Origin of the sequence: Modestobacter sp. NPDC049651 (assembly GCF_040659695.1) — a bacterium.
In the GTDB taxonomy this organism is placed as follows: domain Bacteria; phylum Actinomycetota; class Actinomycetes; order Mycobacteriales; family Geodermatophilaceae; genus Modestobacter.
In genome coordinates, this window is sequence record NZ_JBFAOG010000004.1 from 43,694 (window position 1) to 69,290 (window position 25,597).

27 protein-coding genes are annotated in these 25,597 nt (G+C 75.3%); 19 read left to right on the plus strand and 8 right to left on the minus strand.

Annotated features, from left to right (window positions below):
• Position 1: 1 nt before the first annotated feature.
• The 6 genes from AB0J00_RS07540 to AB0J00_RS07565 are packed head-to-tail and all read left to right on the plus strand — an operon-like array spanning position 2 to position 3,964.
• Positions 2-346: a non-heme iron oxygenase ferredoxin subunit gene (locus AB0J00_RS07540; protein ID WP_357742471.1), complete on the plus strand. Its 345-nt coding sequence runs from the start codon at positions 2-4 to the stop codon at positions 344-346.
• Positions 347-356: 10 nt separating this feature from the next.
• Positions 357-1,148, plus strand: coding sequence for a Fe-S cluster assembly ATPase SufC (gene sufC / locus AB0J00_RS07545; protein ID WP_357742474.1), 792 nt, complete (start codon positions 357-359; stop codon positions 1,146-1,148).
• Positions 1,145-2,473, plus strand: a complete 1,329-nt coding sequence (locus AB0J00_RS07550) for a cysteine desulfurase (RefSeq protein ID WP_357742476.1) — start codon at positions 1,145-1,147, stop codon at positions 2,471-2,473. The genes sufC and AB0J00_RS07550 overlap by 4 nt, the downstream gene beginning before the upstream one ends.
• Entirely contained in the window at positions 2,473-2,952 is a 480-nt protein-coding gene (gene sufU / locus AB0J00_RS07555) for a Fe-S cluster assembly sulfur transfer protein SufU (RefSeq protein ID WP_357742479.1), read from the plus strand. Before AB0J00_RS07550 ends, sufU begins: the two co-directional genes overlap by 1 nt.
• Complete coding sequence (locus tag AB0J00_RS07560) at positions 2,949-3,326, plus strand: metal-sulfur cluster assembly factor (protein WP_357742482.1); 378 nt, start codon at positions 2,949-2,951, stop codon at positions 3,324-3,326. Before sufU ends, AB0J00_RS07560 begins: the two co-directional genes overlap by 4 nt.
• A gap of 59 nt (positions 3,327-3,385) precedes the next feature.
• On the plus strand, positions 3,386-3,964 hold the full coding sequence (locus tag AB0J00_RS07565; RefSeq protein ID WP_357742485.1) for a GNAT family N-acetyltransferase: 579 nt from the start codon (positions 3,386-3,388) through the stop codon (positions 3,962-3,964).
• Positions 3,965-4,018: 54 nt separating this feature from the next.
• Here AB0J00_RS07565 and AB0J00_RS07570 read toward each other — a convergent pair whose 3' ends face one another.
• The 3 genes from AB0J00_RS07570 to AB0J00_RS07580 are packed head-to-tail and all read right to left on the minus strand — an operon-like array spanning position 4,019 to position 8,666.
• Positions 4,019-4,558, minus strand: a complete 540-nt coding sequence (locus AB0J00_RS07570; protein WP_357742488.1) for a GNAT family N-acetyltransferase — start codon at positions 4,556-4,558, stop codon at positions 4,019-4,021.
• A gap of 40 nt (positions 4,559-4,598) precedes the next feature.
• Complete coding sequence (locus tag AB0J00_RS07575; RefSeq protein ID WP_357742491.1) at positions 4,599-6,431, minus strand: hypothetical protein; 1,833 nt, start codon at positions 6,429-6,431, stop codon at positions 4,599-4,601.
• Positions 6,432-6,473: 42 nt separating this feature from the next.
• Positions 6,474-8,666, minus strand: a complete 2,193-nt coding sequence (locus AB0J00_RS07580) for a hypothetical protein (RefSeq protein ID WP_357742493.1) — start codon at positions 8,664-8,666, stop codon at positions 6,474-6,476.
• A 111-nt stretch (positions 8,667-8,777) separates the two neighbouring features.
• On the opposite strand from AB0J00_RS07580, the gene AB0J00_RS07585 reads away from it, so the two are divergent.
• From AB0J00_RS07585 to AB0J00_RS07615, 7 genes are all read left to right on the plus strand, one after another.
• The gene (locus AB0J00_RS07585; RefSeq protein WP_357742496.1) at positions 8,778-10,388 is read left to right on the plus strand and encodes an ABC-F family ATP-binding cassette domain-containing protein; all 1,611 of its coding nucleotides are present in this window, start codon (positions 8,778-8,780) and stop codon (positions 10,386-10,388) included.
• Positions 10,389-10,531: 143 nt separating this feature from the next.
• On the plus strand, positions 10,532-10,783 hold the full coding sequence (locus AB0J00_RS07590; protein ID WP_357742498.1) for a helix-turn-helix domain-containing protein: 252 nt from the start codon (positions 10,532-10,534) through the stop codon (positions 10,781-10,783).
• Positions 10,780-11,550, plus strand: a complete 771-nt coding sequence (locus AB0J00_RS07595) for an enoyl-CoA hydratase/isomerase family protein (protein WP_357742501.1) — start codon at positions 10,780-10,782, stop codon at positions 11,548-11,550. The genes AB0J00_RS07590 and AB0J00_RS07595 overlap by 4 nt, the downstream gene beginning before the upstream one ends.
• A 57-nt stretch (positions 11,551-11,607) precedes the next feature.
• On the plus strand, positions 11,608-13,500 hold the full coding sequence (locus AB0J00_RS07600; protein ID WP_357742504.1) for an ABC transporter ATP-binding protein: 1,893 nt from the start codon (positions 11,608-11,610) through the stop codon (positions 13,498-13,500).
• 117 nt (positions 13,501-13,617) lie between these two features.
• A complete protein-coding gene (locus tag AB0J00_RS07605; RefSeq protein WP_357742506.1) occupies positions 13,618-13,896 on the plus strand; it encodes a hypothetical protein in 279 nt (92 codons plus the stop codon).
• 88 nt (positions 13,897-13,984) lie between these two features.
• The gene (locus AB0J00_RS07610) at positions 13,985-14,437 is read left to right on the plus strand and encodes an SgcJ/EcaC family oxidoreductase (RefSeq protein ID WP_357742509.1); all 453 of its coding nucleotides are present in this window, start codon (positions 13,985-13,987) and stop codon (positions 14,435-14,437) included.
• Positions 14,434-15,246, plus strand: coding sequence for a sulfurtransferase (locus AB0J00_RS07615; protein ID WP_357742512.1), 813 nt, complete (start codon positions 14,434-14,436; stop codon positions 15,244-15,246). The genes AB0J00_RS07610 and AB0J00_RS07615 overlap by 4 nt, the downstream gene beginning before the upstream one ends.
• A 4-nt stretch (positions 15,247-15,250) precedes the next feature.
• Here the strand turns inward: AB0J00_RS07615 and AB0J00_RS07620 are convergent, their stop codons facing one another.
• The 4 genes from AB0J00_RS07620 to AB0J00_RS07635 form a co-directional block, all read right to left on the minus strand.
• On the minus strand, positions 15,251-15,757 hold the full coding sequence (locus tag AB0J00_RS07620) for an FBP domain-containing protein (RefSeq protein WP_357742515.1): 507 nt from the start codon (positions 15,755-15,757) through the stop codon (positions 15,251-15,253).
• A 247-nt stretch (positions 15,758-16,004) separates the two neighbouring features.
• Entirely contained in the window at positions 16,005-16,715 is a 711-nt protein-coding gene (locus AB0J00_RS07625) for a CbiX/SirB N-terminal domain-containing protein (RefSeq protein WP_357742517.1), read from the minus strand.
• Complete coding sequence (locus AB0J00_RS07630) at positions 16,715-17,476, minus strand: SDR family oxidoreductase (protein WP_357742520.1); 762 nt, start codon at positions 17,474-17,476, stop codon at positions 16,715-16,717. The genes AB0J00_RS07625 and AB0J00_RS07630 overlap by 1 nt, the downstream gene beginning before the upstream one ends.
• Before the next feature lie 13 nt (positions 17,477-17,489).
• Positions 17,490-20,321, minus strand: coding sequence for an aconitate hydratase (locus AB0J00_RS07635; protein ID WP_357742523.1), 2,832 nt, complete (start codon positions 20,319-20,321; stop codon positions 17,490-17,492).
• 152 nt (positions 20,322-20,473) lie between these two features.
• Here AB0J00_RS07635 and AB0J00_RS07640 point away from each other — a divergent pair, with 152 nt between their 5' ends.
• Positions 20,474-20,824 carry a hypothetical protein gene (locus tag AB0J00_RS07640; protein WP_357742526.1) on the plus strand — a complete coding sequence of 117 codons (351 nt, stop codon included), beginning with the start codon at positions 20,474-20,476 and terminating at the stop codon, positions 20,822-20,824.
• Positions 20,825-20,834: 10 nt separating this feature from the next.
• Complete coding sequence (locus AB0J00_RS07645; RefSeq protein ID WP_357742529.1) at positions 20,835-21,578, plus strand: Sir2 family NAD-dependent protein deacetylase; 744 nt, start codon at positions 20,835-20,837, stop codon at positions 21,576-21,578.
• A gap of 21 nt (positions 21,579-21,599) precedes the next feature.
• Here the strand turns inward: AB0J00_RS07645 and AB0J00_RS07650 are convergent, their stop codons facing one another.
• A complete protein-coding gene (locus AB0J00_RS07650) occupies positions 21,600-22,487 on the minus strand; it encodes an IclR family transcriptional regulator (RefSeq protein WP_357742532.1) in 888 nt (295 codons plus the stop codon).
• Between the two features lie 272 nt (positions 22,488-22,759).
• Between AB0J00_RS07650 and AB0J00_RS07655 the strand changes: the two genes are divergently transcribed.
• The 4 genes from AB0J00_RS07655 to AB0J00_RS07670 are packed head-to-tail and all read left to right on the plus strand — an operon-like array spanning position 22,760 to position 25,537.
• Positions 22,760-23,311, plus strand: coding sequence for a UGSC family (seleno)protein (locus AB0J00_RS07655; protein ID WP_357742535.1), 552 nt, complete (start codon positions 22,760-22,762; stop codon positions 23,309-23,311).
• On the plus strand, positions 23,308-24,366 hold the full coding sequence (locus AB0J00_RS07660; RefSeq protein ID WP_357742538.1) for a hypothetical protein: 1,059 nt from the start codon (positions 23,308-23,310) through the stop codon (positions 24,364-24,366). Before AB0J00_RS07655 ends, AB0J00_RS07660 begins: the two co-directional genes overlap by 4 nt.
• Entirely contained in the window at positions 24,363-24,593 is a 231-nt protein-coding gene (locus AB0J00_RS07665) for a hypothetical protein (protein WP_357742540.1), read from the plus strand. Before AB0J00_RS07660 ends, AB0J00_RS07665 begins: the two co-directional genes overlap by 4 nt.
• A complete protein-coding gene (locus AB0J00_RS07670) occupies positions 24,593-25,537 on the plus strand; it encodes an SDR family oxidoreductase (protein ID WP_357742543.1) in 945 nt (314 codons plus the stop codon). The genes AB0J00_RS07665 and AB0J00_RS07670 overlap by 1 nt, the downstream gene beginning before the upstream one ends.
• The last annotated feature ends 60 nt before the right edge of the window (positions 25,538-25,597 follow it).

Consider the following 25,597-nt stretch of genomic DNA (forward strand, 5'->3'; position numbering starts at 1 on the left):
CATGGCGTTCGAACGGGTCTGCGCCCGGTCCGAGGTGCCCGAGGACGGCGCGCTGCGGGTCGAGCTGACCGACGTGGACATCGCCGTCGTCGACTTCGAGGGCGAGCTGTTCGCGATCGAGGACGTGTGCTCGCACGCGGCCGTCGAGCTCAGCGACGGCGAGGTCGAGGAGTTCGAGGGCGCCCCGACCATCGAGTGCTCGCTGCACGGCTCGTGCTTCGACCTGCGCACCGGCAAGCCCACCAACCTCCCGGCCACCGAGCCGGTCCCCGTCTACCCGGTCCGGGTGGAGGGCGACGACGTCCTGGTGGACGTCGAGGCCCCCATCGTCGCGGCCACCAACTAGGAGCGAGACAGTGACCACCCCCCAGACCGGCAGCGTGCTGGAGATCCGCGACCTGCACGTCACCGTGGGCGAGGGCGACGAGACCAAGGAGATCCTCCGCGGTGTCGACCTGACCGTCCGCGGCGGCGAGACCCACGCGATCATGGGCCCCAACGGGTCGGGCAAGTCGACCCTGGCCTACTCGATCGCCGGGCACCCGAAGTACACGATCACCGGCGGCACCGTCACCCTCGACGGCGAGGACGTCCTCGCGATGAGCGTCGACCAGCGCGCGCAGGCCGGCCTGTTCCTGGCCATGCAGTACCCGGTCGAGGTCCCCGGCGTCTCGGTGTCGAACTTCCTGCGCACCGCGGCGACCGCGGTGACCGGTGAGGCGCCGAAGCTGCGCACCTGGGTCAAGGACGTCAAGAGCGAGATGGACCTGCTCGAGATGGACTCCGCGTTCGCCGAGCGGAACGTCAACGAGGGCTTCTCCGGCGGTGAGAAGAAGCGCCACGAGATCCTGCAGATGCGGCTGCTCAAGCCGAAGATCGCGATCCTCGACGAGACCGACTCCGGTCTGGACGTCGACGCGCTGCGGATCGTCTCCGAGGGCGTCAACCGCAGCCGCGAGGACAGCCCGGTCGGCGTCCTGCTGATCACGCACTACACGCGGATCCTGCGCTACATCAAGCCGGACTTCGTGCACGTCTTCGTCGCCGGCAAGGTCGTCGAGGAGGGCGGCCCGGAGCTGGCGGAGAAGCTGGAGAACGAGGGCTACGCCGCGTACGTCAAGGACTCGAGGGAGACCGCGAAGGCATGACGCAGACCGTCTCGCGTCCCGCCGGGGCGCCTCCGCTGCCGCTGGACGTCGAGGCGGTCCGCGCGGACTTCCCGATCCTGTCCCGCACCGTCCGGGACGGGCGCCGGCTGGTGTACCTCGACTCCGGCGCCACGTCGCAGAAGCCGCGCTCGGTGCTGGACGCCGAGCGGGACTTCTACGAGAACCACAACGCCGCTCCGCACCGCGGCGCGCACCAGCTCGCCGAGGAGGCCACCGGCCTCTACGAGGAGGCGCGCGCCGCGGTGGCCCGGTTCATCGGGGCGGACGTCCGCGAGGTCGTGTTCACCCGCAACTCGACCGAGTCGATCAACCTGGTCGCCTACGCGCTGAGCAACGCCGCGACGGCCAAGGAGCCCGAGTTCCGCCGGTACGCCGTCGGGCAGGGCGACGAGATCGTCGTGACCGAGATGGAGCACCACGCCAACCTGCTGCCCTGGCAGCAGCTGTGCGAGCGGACCGGCGCGACCCTGCGCTGGCTGGGGCTCACCGACGACGGCCGGCTGGACCTCTCCGACCTCGCGACGGTGGTCAACGAGCGCACCAAGCTGGTCGCGGTCACCCAGCAGTCGAACATCCTCGGCACGATCAACCCGCTCGAGGACATCATCGGCCGGGCCCGCGAGGTCGGGGCCCTGGTGCTGGTCGACGGCGCCCAGTCGGTGCCGCACCAGCCGGTGGACGTCACCGAGCTGGGCGCGGACTTCCTCGTCTTCTCCGGCCACAAGATGCTCGGCCCCACCGGGGTCGGCGTGCTGTGGGGCCGGTACGAGGTGCTCGACGCGCTCCCGCCGTTCCTCACCGGCGGCTCCATGATCGAGGTCGTGCGGATGGAGGGCAGCACGTTCATGCCCCCGCCGCAGCGCTTCGAGGCCGGCGTCCCGATGACCGCGCAGGTCATCGGCCTGGGCGCGGCCGTCGAGTACCTGGAGCGGCTGGGCATGGCCAACGTGCAGGCGCACGAGGAGGCGCTCACCGCCTACGCGCTGGAGCAGCTGCAGGCCATCCCCGGCGTCACGGTCATCGGCCCGCCCGACACCGTGGCCCGCGGCGGCGCGATCAGCTTCACCGTCGAGGGCATCCACCCGCACGACGTCGGCCAGGTGCTCGACGACCTGGGCGTCGAGGTCCGCGTCGGTCACCACTGCGCCTGGCCCGTCGTCCGCCGCTACGGCGTGCCCGCCACGACCCGCGCGACGTTCTACGTGCACACCGGCTACGACGACGTCGACGCGCTCGTCGACGCCGTCCGGGAAGCCCAGCGCTTCTTCGGTGTTGCACCCGCTGAGAAGGAGGCGGCGAGCTGATGCAGCTGGAGTCGATGTACCAGGACATCATCCTGGACCACTACCGGAACCCGCACGGGCGCGGTCTGCGCGACCCGTTCGAGGCCGAGGTGCACCACGTCAACCCGACGTGCGGTGACGAGGTGACCCTGCGGGTCCACCTGGACGGCGACACCATCGCCGACGTCTCGTACGAGGGCATGGGCTGCTCGATCAGCCAGGCGTCGGTCTCGGCGATGTACGACCTGGTGATCGGCAGGACCGTCGGCCAGGCGCTGGAGACCGGTGAGCACTTCATGACGCTCATGCAGGCCAAGGGCGACCCGACGGTGGCCGAGAAGCTGGAGGAGGAGCTGGAGGACGCCGTCGCGTTCGCCGGCGTCTCGAAGTACCCGGCGCGCGTGAAGTGCGCGCTGCTGAGCTGGATGGCGTTGAAGGACGCCAGCTCCCGGGCCGTGGCATCCACCCACCCCACCACCCCCACGGAAGGCGTGGCATGAGCGAGGACACCCCGGCCCTGCCGGACGAGCTGACCCCGGGCCTGCCGGCCTACAAGTCCCGGCTGGTCGAGGACGTCGAGGAGGCCATGCGCGACGTCGTCGACCCCGAGCTGGGCGTCAACGTCGTCGACCTAGGCCTCGTCTACGGCATCGACGTCGACGACAGCAACGTCGCGACCCTCGACATGACGCTCACCTCGGCGGCCTGCCCGCTGACCGACGTCATCGAGGACCAGACCCGCGCGGCCCTCACCGGGCCGGCCGGGCTGGTCGACGACATCCGGATCAACTGGGTCTGGATGCCGCCGTGGGGCCCGGACAAGATCACCGACGACGGCCGCGAGCAGCTGCGGGCGCTCGGCTTCCGCGTCTGACGCTGCGGAGCCTGTTCGACGCGCTGGCCGCGGGGGAGACCCCGCCGCCGGACGCGAGCGTGACCACGGTGCCGGCGCCTGCCCTCCTCGACGGACGGCGGGCGCCGGCACTCGTCGTCGGCGGGTCCGCCTGGCACGTCGTCGCCGCGGACGTCGACCCGGCCTGGGTGGCCGCGGCGGTGGCGCACGACCCGGTCACCGCACCGCTGTCCGCCCGGTTCCTGGCCGCGCTCGCCGACCGGGTGGGCGCCGAGCCCGGCGTGCTGGACACCGTCCTGGTCGGCCCACCCCCGGGCCGCCCGGGCCTGGACCTGGTCGAGATCCCGGCGGGTGAGCACCCGCGGGTGGTGCGGGCGCTGCGGCACCGCACCGGCGTCCGGGTGTGGACGACGCGCGACGGCACGGCCCTGCTCACCCTCGGCCGCGGCGTCGCCGGCCGCTGGGAGGCCAGCGTCGAGGTGGCGCCGGCCGCGCGCGGACGCGGGCTGGGCACCGCGCTCGCCGCCGCCGCGCCGGCGCTGGTGCCCGGCGGCGCACCGGTGTGGGCGCAGGTGGCACCGGCGAACGTGGCATCGCTGCGGGCGTTCCTCGCCGCCGGCTGGCGCCCGGTCGGCGCCGAGGTCCTCTTCGGCTCCTGACGCCCGGTTTCTCGCGAGAAAGCGGCCCGGTTGGTCGCGAGAGAGCGGGAGGGGTCAGCGGACGGGGTGGGAGAGGAAGACGGCGACCTCGGTGTCGTGCGGCGGGGCGTACCGGCTGAGGTCCAGGCCGGTGATCTCGAAGCCCATCCGCTGGTAGGCGCGGATCGCCGGCAGGTTGATGTTCTGCGTCTCCAGCCACAGCTCCCGGGCGCCGTTGCCGCGCGCCTCGCCCAGCGCCCGGTCGACCAGCTCCCGGGCCAGCCCGCGGCCGCGCGCCGACGGCACGACGTGCAGCTCGTCCAGCCGCTGCCGGGCGTTCCACGGCTCGAACGTGGTCGCCGCGACGCCCACCAGCCGACCGGCCTCGCGGGCCAGGAACAGCCGGTCCCAGGGCGGCGCCTGCCCGGCGCGCAGCCCACCGCCGAGCCGGTACCGCTTGCTCACCGGCGGGTCGACCTGCTGCTCGCGCACGGAGAAGCCGCCGTCGGTGGTGCGCCGCACGGCGAGCACCGAGCCGCTGGTGAACGACGCGTCGAAGGTCGACAGCGCGGCCACGTCGGCCGCGGCGAGCCGGGCGGGGGAGCTGATCTCCACCGGCCAGAGCGGACCCGTTGCAGTCCCTGTACCGACCACGTCAGCGCAGGTCGGCGACGTGCGCAGCCAGCCGGACGGCGGACCGGCGGGCGTCCTCGTACCCGGTGCCGGCCGCGATGAGGGCCACCCCGACCACCAGCAGCGCCAGCTGGCCGGCCGGCGGCAGGCTCACCAGCACCCGCCCGACCGCCACCCCCACCAGCACTCCGGCGCCGACGGCGAACGGCGCCCGCACCTCCAGCAGGGTGCCGGCCGCCACCGCGGCGACCGCGGCCAGCAGCACCCCGACCAACCGCACCAGGTCGGGCTCGGTCACGGCCAGCCAGCCCGAGGGGAGGAAGCCGACCAGCAGGCCCGGCCCCCAGGTGGGCCAGGACGGCCCGTCGGCCAGCCCCCGCGCCGGGTACAGCAGCAGCATGATCGCGGCCGGCAGCGTGTAGGCCTCGGGGACCCGCAGGCCGGCGTCCGCGGCGGCCACCCAGGCCGCCAGCACCAGCGCGGCGCAGCCCAGCGCGCGGGCGCGGGACCGGTCGGTCAGCGCGCCGTAGCCGAGCAGCGCGGCACCGAGCACCGCGAGGCCGAGGACCGGTGACGACGGGTCGTCCGGGGCCAGCCGCTGGTGGACGACGGCGGCGATCCCGACCACCGTCCCGGCGACGGCGAGCGACCGCTCCGAGCGGTTGCCCCGCAGCACCGCCGCGCCGGCCAGCGCGGCGGTGCCGATCAGCAGCAGCAGCGGCCCGGCCGCCGCGGCGGGGAGCTGCCCGTCGGCCTCGGCCAGGGCCACCGAGGCCGCGAGGCAGCCCACGGCGATCGGCAGCGCGCCGGCCCGGTCGGCGGGCTGGCGCGCGGCGACGAGCACCGCCGGGACGGCCGCCACGGCGAGCTGCACCGCCAGCACCGTCCAGTGGCCGTCGCGCAGCAGCTGCACGACCGCCAGCAGGGTGAGGGTGGTGGCCAGGCTGAGTCCGGCGGGCCGCAGCAGCGAGCGGGGACCGGGGGAGGCGGCGGCGCCCACCGCGGCGGCGACCGCGAGCCCCAGCCAGCCGGTCGCGGCCTCGCCGGCCGGGCCGATCGCCTGCAGCGCCCCGGCGAGACCGGTGCCGGCGACCGCGCCGGCGACCACGGGCACCGCGGGCCGGGGGCCGAGCCAGCGGTGCAGCTCGCGGCGGGTGCGCAGCGCGAGCAGCCCGGCGGCCCCCGCGGTCATCAGCGCGGCGGCGGTGCCGGCGGTGACGCCGTCGACCCGCCAGGCCAGCCGGGCGCCCTCGACCACGCCGACTCCCCACCAGGGCAGGCTGGTCGCCAGCGCGACCAGCGCCACGGGCCGGCGGGCCCGCAGCGCGACGGCCACCCCGGCCGACGCGGTGCCCAGCAGCGCGGCGACGTGCTCCGCGGGGGCGAGCTCCAGCCCGCCGAGGGCGGACAGCACGGCCAGCTGCCCGGCGCACCACGCAGCGATGGGCCAGGTGGCGGCACCGCGGGCGAGGCCGGAGACGGCGAGGAACGCGGCCGACAGCAGCGCGAGCAGCAGCACCGGGCTCTCCGCGCTGCTGCGGCTGGTGGCCTCAGCGCCGATCGCGGCGAGCACCGCGCACGCGGCGGCCAGGGTCTCCTCGCTGGTCCGCAGCTCCCGGTGGCCGGCGGTGACGGAGCCCGCCGCCAGCGCGACCACCAGCAGGGTGAGCAGCACCTGGCCGGCGCTGGCCCCGGCCACCGAGGCGCCGCCCGCGGCCACCACGGCCACCGCGCCGGCGCCGACCAGCACCAGCTGCGGGCTGAGCCGGCCCACGCCGTCGGACTCCGCGGCCGGTGGCGGCGGGGGCGCGGCGGCCAGCGGCGGCGGGTACACCACCTCGCTGCGCCGGGCCACGGGTCCGTCCTACCCGGCGCCGCCGCGCTCACGCCAGCGGGGTCAGCCCAGCTGCGACACCCAGGCGACGGCCTCGCGGGCCTGCTGCCGCCGCCGCTCGTACGTCGCCCCGAGAACCAGCAGCACGAGCCCGGCGGCGGCGAGGGACAGCCAGCGGGGCAGCAGCGGCGCGTACGGGCCCAGCCGGCCGAGGACGACGACCGCCAGCGCCCCGGCGCCGACCACGAACGGCGCCTGGCGGCGCGCGAGGGTGCCGACCGCGGTGAGCGCCACCCCGGCCGCGACGACCAGCACCAGCCGGAGCGCTCCCGGGTCGGCGACCTCGACCAGGGCGGAGGGCACCAGTGCGACCCCCACGGCCGCCCCCTCCGCGGCCCAGGACGGCCCGCGCCGGCGCAGCGCCGGCAGGGCGACCAGCAGCAGTCCCACCGCGGCGGGCAGCGTGTAGGCCTCCGGTGTCGTCACCCCCGCGCCGCCCACCGCGATCCAGGTCGCCGTCACCAGGTCGGCCACCGCCAGCGCGGCGACGGGCTGCCGCCGGGTCGCCAGCGCGTAGGCCCCGGCCGAGACGCCGACCACCGCGAGCTGCAGGCCGAGCTGGCCCCAGGCGCCCGCTCCGCCGGAGGCCCAGGCAGCAGCGCCGGCGATCACCGCACCTGCCGCAGCGGCGGCCGGCTCCTCGGCGGCGCCCGCGCGCACGGCGCCGACGCCGAAGGCCAGTGCCGCGGTGAGCGCGAGCAGCAGGCCGGCGGTCGGGCCGGTCAGCCGGTCACCGGCCAGGGCGACGAGCACCGCGGCCGCCGGGGCCAGCAGCGCTGTCGCGGTGGCCGCGGCCCGCACCTCGGGCAGCCGGACCGCCGCCACCGCGGCCGGCACCGCGACGGCGAGCACCAGCAGCGCCAGCGGGACCGTCCGCTCGCCGTTCCAGAGCCGGGCGGCCACGCCGAGCGCCAGCACCGTCCCGCCGGTCAGCAGCGCCGGCACGAGCACCGGTGAGCGCCCGCCGTCCGGCGTCCGCCAGGGGTGCGCGGGGCCGGCCACGAGTGCCGCGGCCGTGAGCACGGCCAGCCCGGCGGCCCCGGCGAGCACCGGCCCGGCGGTGCCGGCGCGCGAGGCGGCGAGCGCGAGCGCGAGGGCGGCGGTGCCGGTGGCCAGCAGGGGCAGCGCACCGGCGGGCAGGAACGGGTGCAGCCGGGCCGGCAGCCGGTGGAGGGGCACCCCCACGACCGCGGCCGCGGCGGCGAGCAGCAGCGCGGTCGCCGTCCAGGCCTCGCCGGCACCGGCGGTGCCGGCGGTGGCGACGCCCAGGCAGCCGCCGCCCAGCGCGGCGAGCCCGGCGAGGGAGCCTGCCAGCCGGACGAGCGCGCCCCGGACGACGAGCACCGCCGCCAGGTCGACGGCGGCCACCACGAGCAGCGCGGCGACCCCGGCCGCTCCGGACACCCGGTCGCCGGGCAGGAGCAGCAGCGGCACCGGCTGGCCCGCCAGCAGCGCCACCAGCGGCCAGGTGGTCGTGCTCCGGGTGGCGCGGCCGAGCAGCAGCCCGGCGGTGACCAGCACCGCGCAGGCGACCGCCGTCCAGAGGCGCAGCGGGACCTCGTCGACGCCGAGCAGGCCGCGGGCGTGCGCGGCGCCGAGGTCGACGGCGAGCAGGGCGGCGCTCGCCCCGGCCAGCGCCTCCTCGGTCGCGCGCAGCCCGCGGCGGGCCGCCCAGGCCGACGCCCCGGCCGCCGCCGCGGTGAGCGTGCCCATGACCCCCGCCTGGAAGACCAGCCCGAGCCGGGTCCAGCCGAGCGCGACGAAGGCCAGCGCCCCGGCCACCAGCAGCAGCGCCCCCAGCCCCAGCAGCACCTGCTGCGGGCTCAGCCGGCGGCGCGGCGGCCGGACGGGCAGCTCGGGGGCGGGTGGCCACCAGGCGGGCGGGGCCGGCGGACCGGGCGCGGGAGCGGGCGGCACGGGAGCAGGCGGCACGGCAACAGGCGGCGCGGGAGAGAACGGCACCGGCGGCGCCGCCGGGCCGGGGGCGGCCGCCCGCAGCGCGGCCAGCAGCGCCTCCCGGTCGCGCGCGAACTCCCGCATCGTCGCGTCGACGCGGGCGACGACCAGCGCCGCGCGCGCCGCCGCGGGCAGGCCGCACGCGGGGCAGGTCGCCGCCTCCGGCGACGGTGCCGCCGCGCGCAGCGCCGTCCCGCAGACGGGGCAGGGCAGCACCGGCGGGCCACTCGTCGAGCTCATGATCAGCATCCTGGCCGGTCCGGGGCCCGCGTGGGGGCACCGTCCACAGCGCGGGGGTGCCGTCCACATCACCCGGGAAAGCGGTCGGCCCGGGCGGTCGGAGCGCCTAGAATGGCATCAGTGATCACGACGACCGGTCTGGAGCTGCGCGCCGGGGCCCGCATCCTCATCAGCGAGGCCAACCTCCGAGTCCAGCCCGGTGACCGGATCGGCCTGGTCGGGCGCAACGGCGCCGGCAAGACCACCACCCTCACCACGCTGGCCGGCGAGCGCGTGCCGCACGCCGGCAAGGTCGAGGTGACCGGTGAGCTCGGCTACCTCCCGCAGGACCCGCGCAGCGGCGACCTCGACATCACCGCCAGCGACCGGGTGCTGTCCGGCCGCGGGCTGGACCAGCTGCGCGCCGAGCTCACCAAGGCGCAGGTCGCCATGGCCGAGCCCGCCGACGACGCCGAGCGCGACCGGGCGGTCCGCCGCTACGGCCGGCTGGAGGACCAGTTCGCCGCGATGGGCGGGTACGCCGCCGAGAGCGACGCCGCCCGCATCTGCACCAACCTGGGGCTGCCCGACCGCATCCTGGAGCAGCCGCTGCGCACCCTCTCCGGTGGCCAGCGCCGCCGGGTCGAGCTCGCGCGCATCCTGTTCTCCGACGCCGACACGCTGCTGCTCGACGAGCCCACCAACCACCTGGACGCCGACTCGATCGCCTGGCTCAAGGGCTTCCTGGCCAGCCACCGCGCCGGCCTGATCGTGATCAGCCACGACGTCGAGCTGCTCGAGGCCGTGGTGAACAAGGTGTGGCACCTGGACGCCAACCGGGCCACCGTCGACATCTACAACCTCGGCTGGAAGCGGTACCTGGACGCCAGGGAGACCGACGAGCGCCGCCGCAAGGCCGAGCGGGCCAACGCGGAGAAGAAGATCGACGCGCTGACCGCCCAGGCGGACAAGATGCGGGCCAAGGCGACCAAGGCCAAGGCCGCGCAGAGCATGGACAAGCGCGCCGCGCGGCTGGCCGCCGGCCTGGCCGAGGTCCGGGTCGCCGACAAGGTCGCCAAGCTGCGGTTCCCGACCCCGGCGCCGTGCGGGCGCACCCCGCTCACCGCGGAGGGCCTGTCCAAGAGCTACGGCTCGCTGGAGATCTTCACCGGCGTGGACCTGGCGATCGACAAGGGTGCGCGGGTCGTCGTCCTGGGCTTCAACGGCGCCGGCAAGACCACGCTGCTGCGCATGCTCGCCGGCACCGAGACCCCCGACACCGGCGAGGTCAAGGCCGGGCACGGGCTGCGGGTGGGCTACTACGCCCAGGAGCACGAGACGCTGGACATGGACCGCACGCTGCTGGAGAACATGCGGTCGGCGGCGCCGGACAGCACCGACACCGAGCTGCGCCGCATCCTCGGCGCGTTCCTCTTCTCCGGCGACGCGGTCGACCAGCGCACCGGCACGCTGTCCGGCGGTGAGCGCACCCGGCTGGCGATGGCCACCCTGGTCGTGTCCGGCGCCAACGTGCTGCTGCTCGACGAGCCGACCAACAACCTCGACCCCGCCAGCCGCGAGCAGGTGCTCGACGCGCTGCGCACCTACGCCGGGGCGATCGTGCTGGTCACGCACGACGAGGGCGCGGTGCGGGCGCTCAGCCCGGACAAGGTGATCATCCTCCCGGACGGCACCGAGGACGCCTGGAGCGAGGAGCTCGCCGACCTGGTGTCGCTGGCCTGAGTCCTCCTCTCCGGTGGCCGACGCCCCGTGCCTGGGTGATCATCGGTCGTGGGAGGCCGAGGTCAGCGGGACTGCGGCACCAGGCGACCAGCGGGACCGGCCGGCCCAGCCGGAGGGGGATCCTGCGGGTACGGGAGGGAGTCATGGCCGACTCGAGCACTGCAACGGACACCGTCACTGACCTGGGCAAGGGCAAGCGCATCACCGGCGACGACCGGAACTCGCTGGCCGAGGAGCTCCGCAGCCGCTACGACAGCGGCGAGAGCATCCGCTCGCTGGCCACCTCGACCAACCGCTCCTACGGCTTCGTGCACCGGCTGCTGTCGGAGTCCGGCGCCACCCTGCGGGGGCGCGGCGGGGCCAACCGCAACAGCACCAAGAAGCAGGAGGTGTGACGGACCCGGCCGACGGCTGGGTGAGGACGGCGCGCGACGGCGCCGTCCTCACCGTCACGCTGGACCGCCCCGACCAGCTGAACGCGCAGACGCCCGCGACCTGGGGGGCCCTGCGGTCGGTGGGTGAGGGGCTGGACGACGAGGTGCGCGTGGTCGTCGTCCGCGGTTCGGGCCGCTCCTTCTCCGCCGGGCTGGACCGCCGGCTGTTCGACCCGGCGGGCGGGGTGCCCGGCGGGCTCGCCGAGCTGGGCGCGCTCCCGCCGGACGTCGCCCAGGAGCGGATCCGGGGCTACCAGCAGGCGTTCCGGTGGCTGCGTGCGCCGGGGGTGGTGTCGGTCGCCGCGGTGCAGGGGCACGCCGTGGGCGCCGGCGCGCAGCTCGCGCTCGCCTGCGACCTGCGGGTGGTGGCCGACGACCTGCAGCTGCGGCTGCCCGAGGCGACCCTCGGCCTGGTCCCGGACCTGACCGGCACCAGCACCCTGGTGGAGCTGGTCGGCTACAGCCGGGCGGTGGAGCTGTGCCTGACCGGGCGCGCCGTGGGGGCGCCGGAAGCGGTGGCCACCGGGCTGGCCGCCCTCGCCGTCCCCGCCGGGCAGCTCGAGGGTGCCGTCGCCGACCTGGTGGCCGCGCTGCTCGCGGTCGACGCGGGGGCGGCACGGGAGACGCTGGCGCTGCTGCGCTCCGCCGTCCGCACCGGGCCGGACGAGCAGGACGCCGCCGAGCGGGCGGCGCAGGTGCGCCGGCTGGGGTTGCTCGCCGGCCGCTGAGGAACACCGCCGCCCTCCTCGCGGTTGGCTTACACAGTTACAGCGAGGGGGACCGCCATGAGCTCACCGATGACCTCGATGGCCGCGATGCGGTCGTTCAGCCGCGACCGGTCGGTGACCAGCCGGCAGATCCCGAAGGGGACCGTCCGGCGGATCCTCGGCATCGCCGGCCCGTACCGCCGGGAGCTGACCGGCTTCCTGTCGCTGGTCGTCTTCTCCTCGCTGATCGGTGTGGTCACGCCGCTGCTGGCCGGCGACATCGTCAACCGGATCGCCGGGCTCTCGGGCACCGCGGGCGACGTCGTCCGGATCGCGCTGTTCATCGCCGGCCTGGCCGTGCTGGACGCGGTGAGCTCGCTGGCCCAGCGCTGGTACTCCGCCCGGATCGGCGAGGGCGTCATCTACGACCTGCGCAGCCGGGTGTTCGAGCACGTCCAGCGGATGCCGGTGGCCTTCTTCACCCGCACCCAGACCGGTGCGCTGGTCAGCCGGCTGAACAACGACGTGATCGGCGCGCAGCGGGCGTTCACCTCGACGCTGTCCGGCGTCGTCTCCAACGTGATCGCGCTGGTGCTCACCGCCGGCGTCATGTTCAGCCTGTCCTGGCAGATCACCCTGCTGTCCATCGTGATGGTGCCGCTGTTCGTGCTGCCGGCCCAGCGGATCGGCAAGCGGCTGCAGGAGATCACCCGGGAGTCCTACGGGCTCAACGCGTCGATGAACGCGACGATGACCGAGCGGTTCAACGTGGCCGGGGCGCTGCTGGTGAAGCTGTTCGGCCGGCCCGAGGTGGAGGCGGAGTCGTTCCGCGGCCGGGCGGCCCGGGTGCGCGACATCGGCGTGCTGTCGGCGATGTACGGCCGGGTCTTCTTCACCTCGCTCACGCTGGTCGCGGCGCTGGCCACCGCGCTGGTCTACGGCCTGGGCGGGTGGCTGGCGTTCACCGGGTCGCTGTCCGCCGGTGACGTCGTGGCGCTCGCCCTGCTGCTGTCCCGGCTCTACGGGCCGCTGACCGCGCTGGCGAACGTGCGGGTCGACGTGATGAGCGCGCTGGTCAGCTTCGACCGGGTGTTCGAGGTGCTCGACCTCGCGCCGATGATCGACGAGGCCCCCGACGCCGTGCCGGTGCCCGCCGAGGACCGCTCGGTCGAGTTCGACGCCGTGTCCTTCCGCTACCCCGCACCCGACGAGGTGTCGCTGGCGTCGCTGGAGGACGTGGCCGTCCCCGAGCAGCACGGCGGCGGCGACGTGCTGCACGACGTCTCCTTCCGCGCCGAGCCCGGGCAGCTGGTCGCGCTGGTCGGCCCGTCGGGGGCGGGCAAGTCGACGATGGCCGCGCTGGTGTCCCGGCTCTACGACGTCACCGACGGCGCGGTGCGGGTCGGCGGCGTCGACGTGCGGCAGGCCACCGCGGCGTCGCTGCGCGACGCGATCGGCGTGGTCAGCCAGGACTCGCACCTGTTCCACGACACGATCGCGGCGAACCTGCGCTACGCGAAGCCCGACGCCACCGACGAGGAGGTGTGGGCGGCGCTCACCGGCGCCCGGATCGCCGCGCTCGTGCACTCGCTGCCCGACGGGCTGGACACCGTGGTCGGCGACCGCGGGTACCGGATGTCCGGTGGCGAGAAGCAGCGGCTGGCGATCGCCCGGGTGCTGCTCAAGGCGCCGGGCATCGTGGTGCTGGACGAGGCGACCGCGCACCTGGACAGCGAGTCGGAGGTCGCGGTGCAGCACGCGCTGGACACCGCCCTGGCCGGCCGGACGTCGCTGGTCATCGCGCACCGGCTGTCGACGATCCGCGGCGCCGACCAGATCCTCGTCGTCGAGGGCGGCCGGATCGTCGAGCGCGGCCGGCACGAGGAGCTGCTGGCCGCCGGCGGCCTGTACGCGGACCTGTACCGCACCCAGTTCCGCGGTGAGGTCGCGGAGCCCGCGTCCGCCGGGTGAACTCTGCGTTGCGTTCGCGTGCGGGCGCGTGGCCCGTCGCGCCGCCGGGGTAGCCCGGGCAGGCCTGTCCAGGCCCGACCCGACCCGCCCCCGCCGACCCGAGCCCGAGGTGCCGCCATGACCCACGCCAGCCGCCCCATCGTCGCGTCCGGCAAGCCCTGCGCCGTCACCGTGCTCCCCGACGGCGGCCCGCCGTCGCTGGACTCCTTCCTCGGCGACGCCGAGTTCACCGTCGACGGCGCGCCCGGTCCGGTGGTGGTCCGCGGGCACGGCGTACCGCTGGGCGAGGAGGTCCGCTTCCACGAGAAGGACGTCACCGGCGGCAAGGACGTGCGCGTGTGGCACGTCCGCCGGGACGGCGACGGGTTCAGCGCCGTGCACGTCGCCGCGTTCTGAGCCTCCCCGACGGCGGGGGACGGTCCGTCCCCGCACCTCGGCGACTAGCGTTCACTCCCGTATCACCAGCAACAGGGGGAGCGAGTCGTTGAGCGCAGGGCATCCGCAGGACACCCAGATCCGGGCGTTGTACGTCCGCTACCTCGCCGGGTGGAACCAGCGCAGCGGGGTCACGGTGTCCTCCGTCTTCGCCGACGACGGCGAGATGATCGACCTCGACGGCACGCTGCGCAGCGGCCGGCTGACCATCGCCGCGGACATGCGCCGGCTGTTCGCCGAGCGGTCCACCCCGTCGTTCGTCGGCATCGTGCGGTCGGTGCGCCCGCTGGCCGACGACGTCGCGGTGCTGCACGCGGTGGCCGGCATGGTGCCGCCCGGTGCCGACGCCCTCGACCCGGCGCTGCACACCGTCCACTCGCTGACCGCCGTCGACGACGGGGGCCGCTGGAAGATCGCCGTCCTGCAGAGCACGCCGGCCCGGTACGGCGGACGGGCCGACGCGCTGGCCGCGCTCACCGCGGAGCTCGAGGCCGCCCGGTGACGCCGGTCCTCACCACCGCCGAGGAGCTGCTGGCCCGGCCGGCCGACGTGCTGCTCGACGTCCGCTGGCAGCTCGGCCGCACCGACGGCCGCGACCAGTACCTCGCCGGTCACCTGCCGGGCGCGGTGTACGTCGACCTGGACACCGAGCTGTCGGCGCCGCCGTCACCGGCCAAGGGGCGGCACCCGCTGCCGTCGGTGCAGTTCCTGCAAGCAGCTGCCCGCCGGTGGGGGATCTCGGCCGGGTCGCGGGTCGTCGTCTACGACGCGGCCGGTGGGACGGCGGCCGCCCGGGCGTGGTGGCTGCTGCGCTGGGCCGGCGTCACCGCCACCACGCTGCTGGACGGCGGGCTGCAGGCGTGGCCCGGTCCGCTGGAGACCGGCGATGTCGTCCCGGCGCCCGGCGACGTGGAGCTGACCGGCGGGGCGCTGCCCGTGCTGACGATCGACGAGGCGGCGGCGCTGCCGGCCCGCGGCCTGCTGCTGGACGCCCGGGCCGGCGAGCGGTACCGCGGCGAGACCGAGCCGGTCGACCCGCGCGCCGGGCACGTGCCCGGCGCGGTCAACGCCCCGAGCGGCGAGAACCTGGGCGCGGACGGCCGGTTCCTTCCAGTGACTGCACTGACCGAGCGGTTCGACCGGCTGGGCGCCACGGACGGGCGCCCGGTCGGCGTCTACTGCGGCTCGGGGGTGTTCGCCGCGCACGAGGTGGCCGCGCTCGCGGTCGCCGGCGTCGACGCGGCGCTGTGGCCGGGGTCGTGGTCCCAGTGGTCGCACGACCCCGGCCGGCCGGTGGCGACCGGACCCTGAGCGCTCAGCGGGTCGCTGCGACCTGCTGCACGAAGGCCGCGGACCGCTCGCGCAGGCCGGCGATGCGGTCCGCGACGAGCGCGTCACGGACCTCGTCGACCGCGGAGCCCGCCTCGACGGCCGTGGGCCGGCGCCGGGCGTTCGCCGAGCAGCTGAAGTCCTCGCAGACGAGGATGCCCAGCGAGTTGCCCTCGCGCCCGGCGGCACCGCCGCGGCGGGCCACGTAGAGGCTCGCCCGGACGGTGGTGACGTCCTGGCACCAGGTGCACAGCGCGGTGCGGCGCCGGCCGCTGGCCGGGGCGGCGCTGGCGCGCAGCAGCACGCCGGTCGGGGCGCCGTCCAGCTCCAGCACCACGTAGGCGGCCAGTGGCGCCCGGCGGTCGGTCCAGCCCAGGTAGTCCAGGCGGTCCCAGTCCAGCTCGGTCAGGTCGGGGAGGGTCGCGTCGGTCGTCTCGCGGCGGCTGGCGTTGACGAAGGACGCGCGGATCTGCTTGTCGGTCAGGGGGTTCACGGGATCTGCTCCGGAGGGCGAGGCGGGGTGGGGGCATGGGGGCGCCCGCGCCCGCAGCCCCGCTCGCCGGCGGGCACGCTCCCGCGGAGCGGGGCGTGTCGGGGAGGAGAGCGGGTCAGGAGCGCCGGACGCGGGTCCGGCTCGCGGCGGAGCAGGCCTCAACGGCCACCTCGCAACCCGCGGCGATCATGCGCACCCGCTCGCTCCTCGCTGTCCTGGAGCCGGCCCCGTGACCGGCCGTTCCAGATTACGACGCGTCGTCCAACGATTTCCGGCAGGCGGCGTCGTAGCGGTCGAGCAGCACCGCGGCGATGCGCGCGTCGGGGAGCAACGGCTCCGTGACGGAATCGGCGCCCGCCTCGGCCAGCTTGCCGTGGAAGTGGCCGGGGGCCAGCAGGTAGGACGCGACCACCACCCGGCGGGCGCCGGCCGCGCGGGCGGCGGTCACCGCGGTGGCGACCGGCGGCTGCGCGGCCGAGCCGTAGCCGGTGGTGACCGGGCCGGCCCGGTCCTGCTGCAGCAGCGCGGCGGTGTCCGCCACGTCCTGCACCGACCGCGGGTCGCTGGACCCGGCGGCGGCCAGCACCACCGCCGTCCCCGGGTCGGTGGGGTCGGCGCCGACCGCCCGCAGCCGGTCGGTGAGCACGGCGACCAGCCGGGGGTCCGGCCCGAGCGGGCGGGCGGCGACCGCGTGCGGGTGCGCGGCCACCGCACCGGCGATGTCGACGTGCACGTGGTAGCCGCCGGACAGCAGCAGCGGGACGACGACCGCCGGGACGCCGTCGTCGGCGAGCCCCCGCACGACGTCGACGACCGTCGGCGGCTGCACGTCGACGAACGCGGCGGTGGTGCGCAGCCCCGGCCGCAGCGCGCGGGCGGCCAGTGCGAGCTCAGCGATCAGCCGCCGGCCGGTGGGGTTGCGGGTGCCGTGCGCGCAGGCGACCAGCACGGGCGTCATCAGAGGGCGCGGGTGACGCCGCCGTCGACGGCGAGCATCGTGCCGGTGACGTAGGAGGCGGCGGGGGAGAGGGCGAACGCGGCGACCCGGCCGAACTCCTCCGGCCGGCCGACCCGGCGCAGCGGGATGCCGGCCTCGGTCCGCTCGCGCATGGCCGCGGGATCGCCGGAGGCGGCCTCGATCTCGGTGATCCGGTCGGTGGCGATCGTGCCCGGCAGCAGCCCGACCACCCGGATCCCGCGCGGGCCCAGCTCGTCGGCGAGCGACTTGAGGGTCATCGCCAGGCCGGGGCGCAGGCCGTTGGAGATGGCCAGGTTGCCGATGGGCTGGCGCACCGAGGTGGACAGGACCATGCCGATCGCCGCGCCCTCGGCCAGGTGCGGCACGAGGGCCCTGAGCAGCCGCAGCGGGCCGAGCAGCACGCTGTCGACGGCGGCCCGCCAGGCGTCCTCACCGACCTCGAGCACCGAGCCCGGTTGCGGCCCGCCGACGGAGACCAGCGCGCCGTCCAGCCCGCCCAGGCGGTCCAGCGCGGCGTCCACGAGCGCGGCGGCGGCGTCCGGCTCGGCGAGGTCGGCCGGGACGCCGAACGCCGCCGGCGCCCCACCCAGGGAGGCGACGGCGGCGTCCACGGAGCCGGCGCCGCGGGAGCTGATCATCACCCGGGCGCCGTCGTCGACCAGGGCCCGGGCGGTCGCCAGCCCCAGCCCCCGGCTCGCGCCGGTGAGCAGGTGTCGGCGGCCGCCCAGCCCCAGGTCCATCAGCCCAGGCCCGTCAGGCGGAGGCGGAACCGCGCAGCGAGCGCAGCACGTACTGCATGATCCCGCCGTTGCGGTAGTAGTTCGCCTCACCGGGGGTGTCGATGCGCACCCGGGCGTCGAACTCGACGTCCCCGGCGTGCACCTTGACCGTGCGGGGGATCGAGCCGTCGTTCAGCTCGGTGATCCCGGTGATGGTGAACTCCTCGTCGCCGGTCAGGCCGAGCGACTCGCGGTCCTGCCCCTCGGGGAACTGCAGCGGCAGCACGCCCATGCCGATGAGGTTGGAGCGGTGGATCCGCTCGTAGCTCTCGGCGATGACCGCCTTGACGCCCAGCAGCGCCGTCCCCTTGGCCGCCCAGTCGCGCGAGGAACCGGAGCCGTACTCCTTGCCGGCCAGCACGACCAGCGGGATGCCCGCCTCCTGGTAGGCCTGCGACGCGTCGTAGATCGACGTCGTCTCACCGGTCAGGTGGTTCTTGGTGACGCCACCCTCGGTGCCGGGCACCAGCTGGTTGCGCAGCCGGATGTTGGCGAACGTGCCGCGGATCATCACCTCGTGGTTCCCGCGCCGGGAGCCGTAGGAGTTGAAGTCGCGCCGCTCGATGCCGTGCTCGGTCAGGTACCGGCCCGCGGGGGAGTCGGCCTTGATGGAACCGGCCGGCGAGATGTGGTCGGTGGTCACCGAGTCGCCGAGCACCGCGAGCGTCCGGGCGCCGGTGATGTCCTGCACCGGGGCCGGGGTCTCCGGCATGCCCTCGAAGTACGGGGGCTTCCGGACGTAGGTGCTCTGCGGGTCCCACTCGAAGGTCTCACCGGTGGGCGTGGGCAGGTTCTGCCACTGCTCGGTGCCGGCGAAGACGTCCGCGTAGTCGGCGGCGAACATCTCGGCGGTGACGGCCTCGTCGATGACCTGCTGCACCTCGTGCGGCGAGGGCCAGATGTCGTGCAGGTAGACGTCCTGCCCGTCGGTGCCCTTGCCCAGCGGCTCGCTGGTGAGGTCGAGGTCCATCGTGCCGGCGAGCGCGTAGGCGATCACCAGCGGCGGGGACGCCAGGTAGTTCATCTTGATGTCCGGGTTGATCCGGCCCTCGAAGTTCCGGTTGCCCGAGAGCACCGAGACGACGGCGAGGTCGGCCTCGTTGACCGCCTTGCTGATCGGCTCCGGCAGCGGGCCGGAGTTGCCGATGCAGGTGGTGCAGCCGTAGCCGACCAGGTAGAAGCCGAGCTTCTCCAGGTACGGGGTGAGCTGCGCCTTCTCGTAGTAGTCGGTGACGACCTTGGAGCCCGGGGCCAGCGTCGTCTTCACCCACGGCTTGGTCGCAAGCCCGGCCTCGACGGCCTTCTTGGCCAGCAGCGCGGCACCGATCATGACCGAAGGGTTCGACGTGTTGGTGCAGGAGGTGATCGCCGCGATCGTCACGTGCCCGTGGTCGACGAAGGTCTCGGTGCCGTCCTCCATCACGACCTTGGTCGGCCGGGTGGCCCGGTCGGGAAGGGGCTGGCCGGGGATGAACGGGTGCGGCTTGCCGGCGTCCCCGTTGCCCTCGGCGAACGGGCTGGCCGGGTCCGACGCCGGGAAGGTCTCCTCGACCGACTCGTCGACGGTGGACCGCGCCCCGGCGGCGTCGTCCGGCTCGCTGGCGCCGTCGGGCGCGTAGGTGGGCAGCGCCTCGCGGAACGCCTCCTTGGCGTTGGTCAGCGCGACGCGGTCCTGCGGCCGCTTCGGGCCGGCGATGCTCGGCACGACCGTGGAGAGGTCCAGCTCCAGGTACTCGGAGAAGGCCGGCTCGCGGTCGTCGTCGTGCCACAGGCCCTGCGTCCTGGCGTAGGCCTCGACGAGCGCGATCTGCTCCTCGGAGCGGCCGGTCAGCCGGAGGTAGCTGATCGTCTCGCCGTCGATCGGGAAGATCGCGGCGGTCGAGCCGAACTCCGGGCTCATGTTGCCGATCGTGGCGCGGTTGGCCAGCGGGACGGCGGAGACGCCGGCGCCGTAGAACTCGACGAACTTCCCGACCACGCCGTGCTGGCGCAGCATCTCGGTGATCGTGAGCACCAGGTCGGTGGCGGTCGAGCCGTCGGGCAGCTCGCCGGTCAGCTTGAAGCCGACGACGCGGGGGATGAGCATCGAGACGGGCTGGCCGAGCATCGCGGCCTCGGCCTCGATGCCGCCGACGCCCCAGCCCAGCACGCCGAGGCCGTTGACCATGGTGGTGTGCGAGTCGGTGCCCACGCAGGTGTCGGGGTAGGCGACGACCCGGTCGCCCTCCTGGCGGGGGAACACCACGCGCGCCAGGTGCTCGATGTTGACCTGGTGCACGATGCCGGTGCCCGGGGGGACGACCTTGAAGTCGTCGAACGCGCCCTGGCCCCAGCGGAGGAACTGGTAGCGCTCGCCGTTGCGCTGGTACTCGATCTCGACGTTGCGCTCGAACGACTCCGGGGTGCCGAAGACGTCGGCGATCACCGAGTGGTCGATGACCAGCTCGGCCGGCGCCAGCGGGTTGATCCGGTTCGGGTCGCCGCCGATCTCCGACATCGCCTCGCGCATGGTGGCGAGGTCGACGATGCACGGGACGCCGGTGAAGTCCTGCATCACCACGCGCGCCGGGGTGAACTGGATCTCCTGGTCGGGCTCGGCCGACGGGTCCCAGTTCGCCAGGGCGCGGATGTGGTCGGCGGTGATGTTCGCGCCGTCCTCGGTGCGGAGGAGGTTCTCCAGGAGCACCTTCAGGCTGAAGGGCAGCTTGTCGGAGCCCTCCACCGCGTCGAGCCGGTAGATGTCGTACTCGGTCCCGTCGACGTCGAGCGTCGTCCTGGCCCCGAAGCTGTCCTTGCTGGCTGCCACTGCTTGCGCCTCACCCTCGCTGGTCCTGCGCTCCTGCGCCTCGACTTGCCACCCCGCATCATCCCAGCCCTGCTCCGCCCACGCCGACCAAGGCTGCCCTTCCCTCACCCTCAGTGAGTGGGATCACCGGTGCGCGGCCGTACCGTGGGCCCGTGCCCGCGCCGACACCGCACCGCGCGACCCTGCTCGCGCGGTACCGCGACCTGGTGCTGGGCGAGCTGCCGCGGCGGGCCCGCGCCGATCAGTGGGTGGTGACCGCCGACCACTGCTTCGGCCGCATCGTGCTGGACACGACCGTGGGCGGGCGCTGGTACGACGTGCTCGACCGGCGCCGGTCGCCGGCGTTCGAGCAGCTGGACGACGAGCAGCTGGCCGCCGCCGTGGCCCTGGCCGACCGGCTGCTCGCCGAGGGGGACCCGCTGCTGCGCGAGCTGGACGCGCAGAGCCTGGCCTGGCGCGGGAAGCCGCCGAAGCGGGCGGCCGGGAGCGGGCGCACCCCCTAGCGTGGACGGCGTGACGGTCCCCGACCCGCTGCCCGGCTGGCTCTCCGGCGCGCGCCGCATCACGGTGCTCACCGGCGCCGGCATCTCCACCGACAGCGGCATCCCCGACTACCGCGGCCCCGACGGCGTGTGGACCCGCGACCCGGACGCCGAGAAGCTGGTGACGCTGTCCTACTACGTCGCGGACCCGGCGATCCGGCGCAAGGCGTGGGCGATGCGGCACACGACCGGGCTGGGCGCGCGCCCCAACGCCGGGCACGCGGCGCTGGTCGACCTCCAGCGGCAGGGCCGGCTGCGGGCGCTGCTCACCCAGAACGTCGACGGGCTGCACACCGAGGCGGGGAACACCGACGTGCTCGAGCTGCACGGCACGGTGCGGGAGACCGAGTGCCTGGGCTGCCGCGACCGGCGGCCGATGGCGGAGACCGTCGCGCGGCTGGACGCCGGTGACCCGGACCCGGCGTGCACGGTCTGCGGCGGGATCCTCAAGTCGGCCACGATCAGCTTCGGCCAGCTGCTGGACGCCGACGTGATCGAAGCGGCGGCGCTCGCGGCGGGGGACTGCGACGTGCTCCTCGCCGTCGGCACCTCGCTGCAGGTGCACCCGGCGGCCGGGCTGGTCGACCTGGCGGCGGCTTCCGGCGCCCGGGTCGTGGTGGTCAACGGCGAGCCGACGCCGTACGACGGGATGGCCGACCTCGTCGTCCGGGAGCCGATCGGCACCGCCCTGCCCCGGCTGCTCGGGGTGGCCTGACCCCGAGCAGCCGGCGAGGCGTCAGAGCAGGTCGGGCTCCATGGTGCGGCGCACCGACCGGGGGTCGACGGTGCTGACCGACGGGGCGCCCAGCGCCCGGCTGATGCCGCGGGCCGCGGCGGCGAGCACCGGCACCAGCGCCTGGGCGCGGGCGGAGCCGCGGGAGATGGTGACCCCGAGCGAGGCGACCACCTCGTCGCGCTGCCCGCGCACGGGCACCGCCACGGCGAGCGCACCCGCCGGCGGCAGCTGGTTCTCGGCGATCGCGACCCCGGTGCGGCGCACCTCGGCGAGCACCCGGCGCAGGTGGGCGACGTCGGTGATCGTGTTGGTGGTGTACCGGCGCAGCGGTGAGCTGAGCACCTCGCGCTGGATCTCCGGGGTGGCGAAGGCCAGCAGCACCTGCCCGGTGCCGGTGGCGTGCAGCGGCCACCGCCCGCCCAGCCGGGAGAGCACCTGGACCGCACCCCGGGCCCGCAGCGCCTCCACGTAGACGACGTCGTGCCCGTCGCGGACCGCGAGGTGCACGTTCGCGCGGGTCGCGTGGTGCAGGTCGTCGAGGAACGGCAGCGCGATCTCGCGCAGCTGGAGACCGTGCGGGGCCAGCGCGCCGAGCTCCAGCAGGCGCAGGCCGATGCCGTAGCGGCCGTCGGCACCGCGCTCGAGCGCGCCCCACTCGCGCAGCTCGCCGACCAGCCGGTGGGTGGTCGTCAGCGACAGCCCGGTGCGGCGGCTGATCTCGGACAGGGAGAGGGAGGGGTGCTCCGGGCCGAAGGCGGCGAGGACCGCCAGCGCTCGGCCGGCCGCCGTCGAGGGGTGCAGGTCGTCGGGTCGGCGGGCCTCGGGGGCCGACGGCCGGGGGGAGGAGGCGCGTCGCGGGGGAGTGGGGAGCGGCGTCGTTGCCGGCACGTCGTCCTCCTGGATCGAAGGGGTGCGGTCCCACGCATGCGAGCGTGGCGCACGTCACCTTCAGTTCCCGCTGACGGCGTTGTCAAGCACCGGCCGGGAAGTCCAGGCGAGGCGGGACATATGACGGTCCAGCGTCCACCGTGGCCGCCCGCTCACGGCTGGTCGATCGTCATTCCGCGTCACGGGAAAGCCGTGGCCCACGCCACACCGGCGCTCCTACCTTTCCGTCACCGGGGCCGCAGTCCGGCCTCCCGGACCCCGAGGAGCGCGCCGTGTTCGACACGATCATCGACCCCACGGTCGGCCCGCCCGCGGACGCCGACCGCGGCCGGACGGCGCTGGCCGTCCGCCCCGCCGACCTGGCGGGCAAGCGGCTGGGCCTGCTGGCCAACACCAAGCGGAACGCCGGCGCCTTCCTCGAGGAGGTCGCCGGGCTGCTGGAGTCGCGCTACGGCGCGAAGGCAGTGATCACCCGCACCAAGCCGAGCATCGTCCACCCGGCCCCGCCGGAGATCATCGAGGACCTCAAGGGCGAGTGCGACGTCGTCGTGGTCGGCGTCGGGGACTGCGGCTCGTGCAGCGCCTCGGCCGTCGCCGACGGGCTGCAGCTCGAGGCCGCGGGCATCCCCAGCGTCGTGCTGGTGAGCGACGCGTTCCGGGTCAGCGCCGACGCCATGGCCGCGCTGCAGGGCACGCCCGGCTACTCCTACGTGACGACGCCGCACCCCGTCGCCAGCCTCACCCGCGAGGGCGTGCACGGCCGCGCCGAGCAGGCGCTGCCCGAGCTCGTCGCGCTGCTGACCGGTCACGGGGACGACGCGTGAGCACCGTCGCGGACCCCGTCGCCGACCCGGTCCGGTACGCCCGGGAGGCGATCGAGCACTGCTACGCGCAGGGCTGGACCGACGGCCTCCCGGTGGTGCCGGCCACCGCCGCGGACGTCGAGGAGTTCCTGGCCACCACCGACCTGGCGCCGGACGCCGTCGTCGGCGAGCAGGGCCACCTGCACCGGCGGGTGACCGTCGCCCAGGTCGCGGTCAACGCGATCATGGCCGGCTGCCGGCCCGAGTACTTCCCCGTGGTGCTGGCCGCCTGGGAGGCGCTGCAGGGCGAGCCCGCCGCCGGCGGTGGCGCCTGGCAGTCGACCAGCGGGCCGGCGCCGCTGCTGGTGGTCAACGGCCCGGTGCGCGACCGGCTGGGCATCAACTACGCCGGCGGCGTCTTCGGCCCCGGCTTCCGCGCCAACGCCACCATCTCCCGCGCGCTCGGCCTGGTGGTGCGCAACGGCTTCGGCATCAAGCCGCAGGAGCTGGAGCAGGCCACCCAGGGCCTGCCCGGCCGCTGGTCGATCTGCCTGGGCGAGAACGAGGAGCTCTCCCCGTGGGAGCCGCTCAGCGTGCTCGGCGGGCTCGAGGCCGGCACCGACGCCGTCTCGGCGATGCTGATCCGCACCTGCGAGTACGTCGACAACCGGCACACCGAGAGCGCCGAGTCGGTGCTGTTCGACTTCGCCGACACGCTCGGCCGGCTCGGCGCCTACCTCGGGGTGCGGCACTCCACCGGCGGCCTCGTCCTCGGCCCGGAGCACGCGCAGACCCTGGCGGACGCCGGGTACTCGCGCGCCGACGTCCAGCAGTGGCTGTTCGAGCACGCCGTCCGGTCCCGCGCGGACGTCCGCGCGGCCGGGAAGGCCGAGCCCGGCAGCGACCCGGACGACGACACCCCGCTGGCGATGATGCCGTCGCCCGAGGACATCACCGTGGTGGTGGCCGGCGCCGCGAACGCCGCCATCTCCATGGTCTTCCGCCCGTTCGGCTGGGCCTCGTGGTCCCGCCGGTCCGTCCCCGTCCGCTGGACCACCCAGGAGGAGCACCCGTGACCGTCGACGAGAAGCAGCTGGACCAGCTGCGCCAGACCCTGCAGGCGGACGACTACCGGATGGACGTCGACCTGCAGGGCAGCGCGGCCGCGGTGACCATCGTCGCGGGCCCCGACGCCTGCGAGGAGTGCCTGGTGCCCAAGCCGCTCATGCAGCAGATGCTCGCGCCGGTGCTCGGCGTGGAGCCCGACAGCATCCAGCTCACCTACCCGGTCGACGCGCACTGATGGAGGTCTCCCTCGAGGGCAAGGTCGCCCTCGTCACCGGCGTCGGCCCGAACATCGGCAGCGGCATCGCGCTGGCGCTGTCCCGGTACGGCGCGAAGGTGGCCTGCAACGACGTCGACGAGGGCGTCATCAAGACCGCGATCGCACGGATCGAGCGCAACGGCGGCGAGGCGATGGCCGCGCCCGGCGACGTCACCGACGAGGCGGCCGTGCAGGCCTACGTCGACGCGGTGCTGGAGCGGTGGGGCCGGATCGACATCCTGGTCAACAACGCGGCGATGCTCGGCGGCCGCGGCGTGCTGGACGAGACCGCCGAGACCTTCGAGCGGTCGATCAAGGTGTCCGGGCTCGGCTACTTCCTGAACACGAAGATCGTCGGGCGGGCGATGGCCGAGCGGGGCATCCGCGGCTCGATCGTGTGCATCTCGTCGTCCAACGGCTGGAACGGCTCGCCCGGGGTCATCGCCTACGCCTGGAACAAGGGCGGGGTGAACAACTTCGTCCGCGCCGCGGCGATGGACCTCGCGCCGTACGGCATCCGGGTGAACGGCTACACCCCGACCGCACCGACGGTCGACAACCCCGAGCTGCTCGCCGAGTTCGCCGTCTCCGGCCGGCCGGCGGACATGCTCAACGCCGGCCGCAAGGGCGGCGGGCTCGGGGGCGACGGCGGCGACGAGCCGTGGCGCCGTCCCTCGCGCTGGTCGGGGGAACGGCCGCCGCTGGTGCCGATGGGCAGCACCGGGACGCCGACCGACATCGGCCACGCCGTCGCCTGGCTGTGCTCGGACTACGCGCGGCTGATCACCGGCACCGACCTGGTCGTCGACGGCGGCGCCCGGGCGAAGAACTTCGCCTACTTCCCGGCCGCCCCCGAGGACATCGCCGGCCCCGTGCCGGTGGTCCCGCTCGACAGCACCCCGCTGCCCGGCGCCGCCGGCTGAGACGCGGCGCCGCCCCGGCCGTCCTGCCGCGGCCCGGGGCGGCGCTGGCACAGGGCGGAG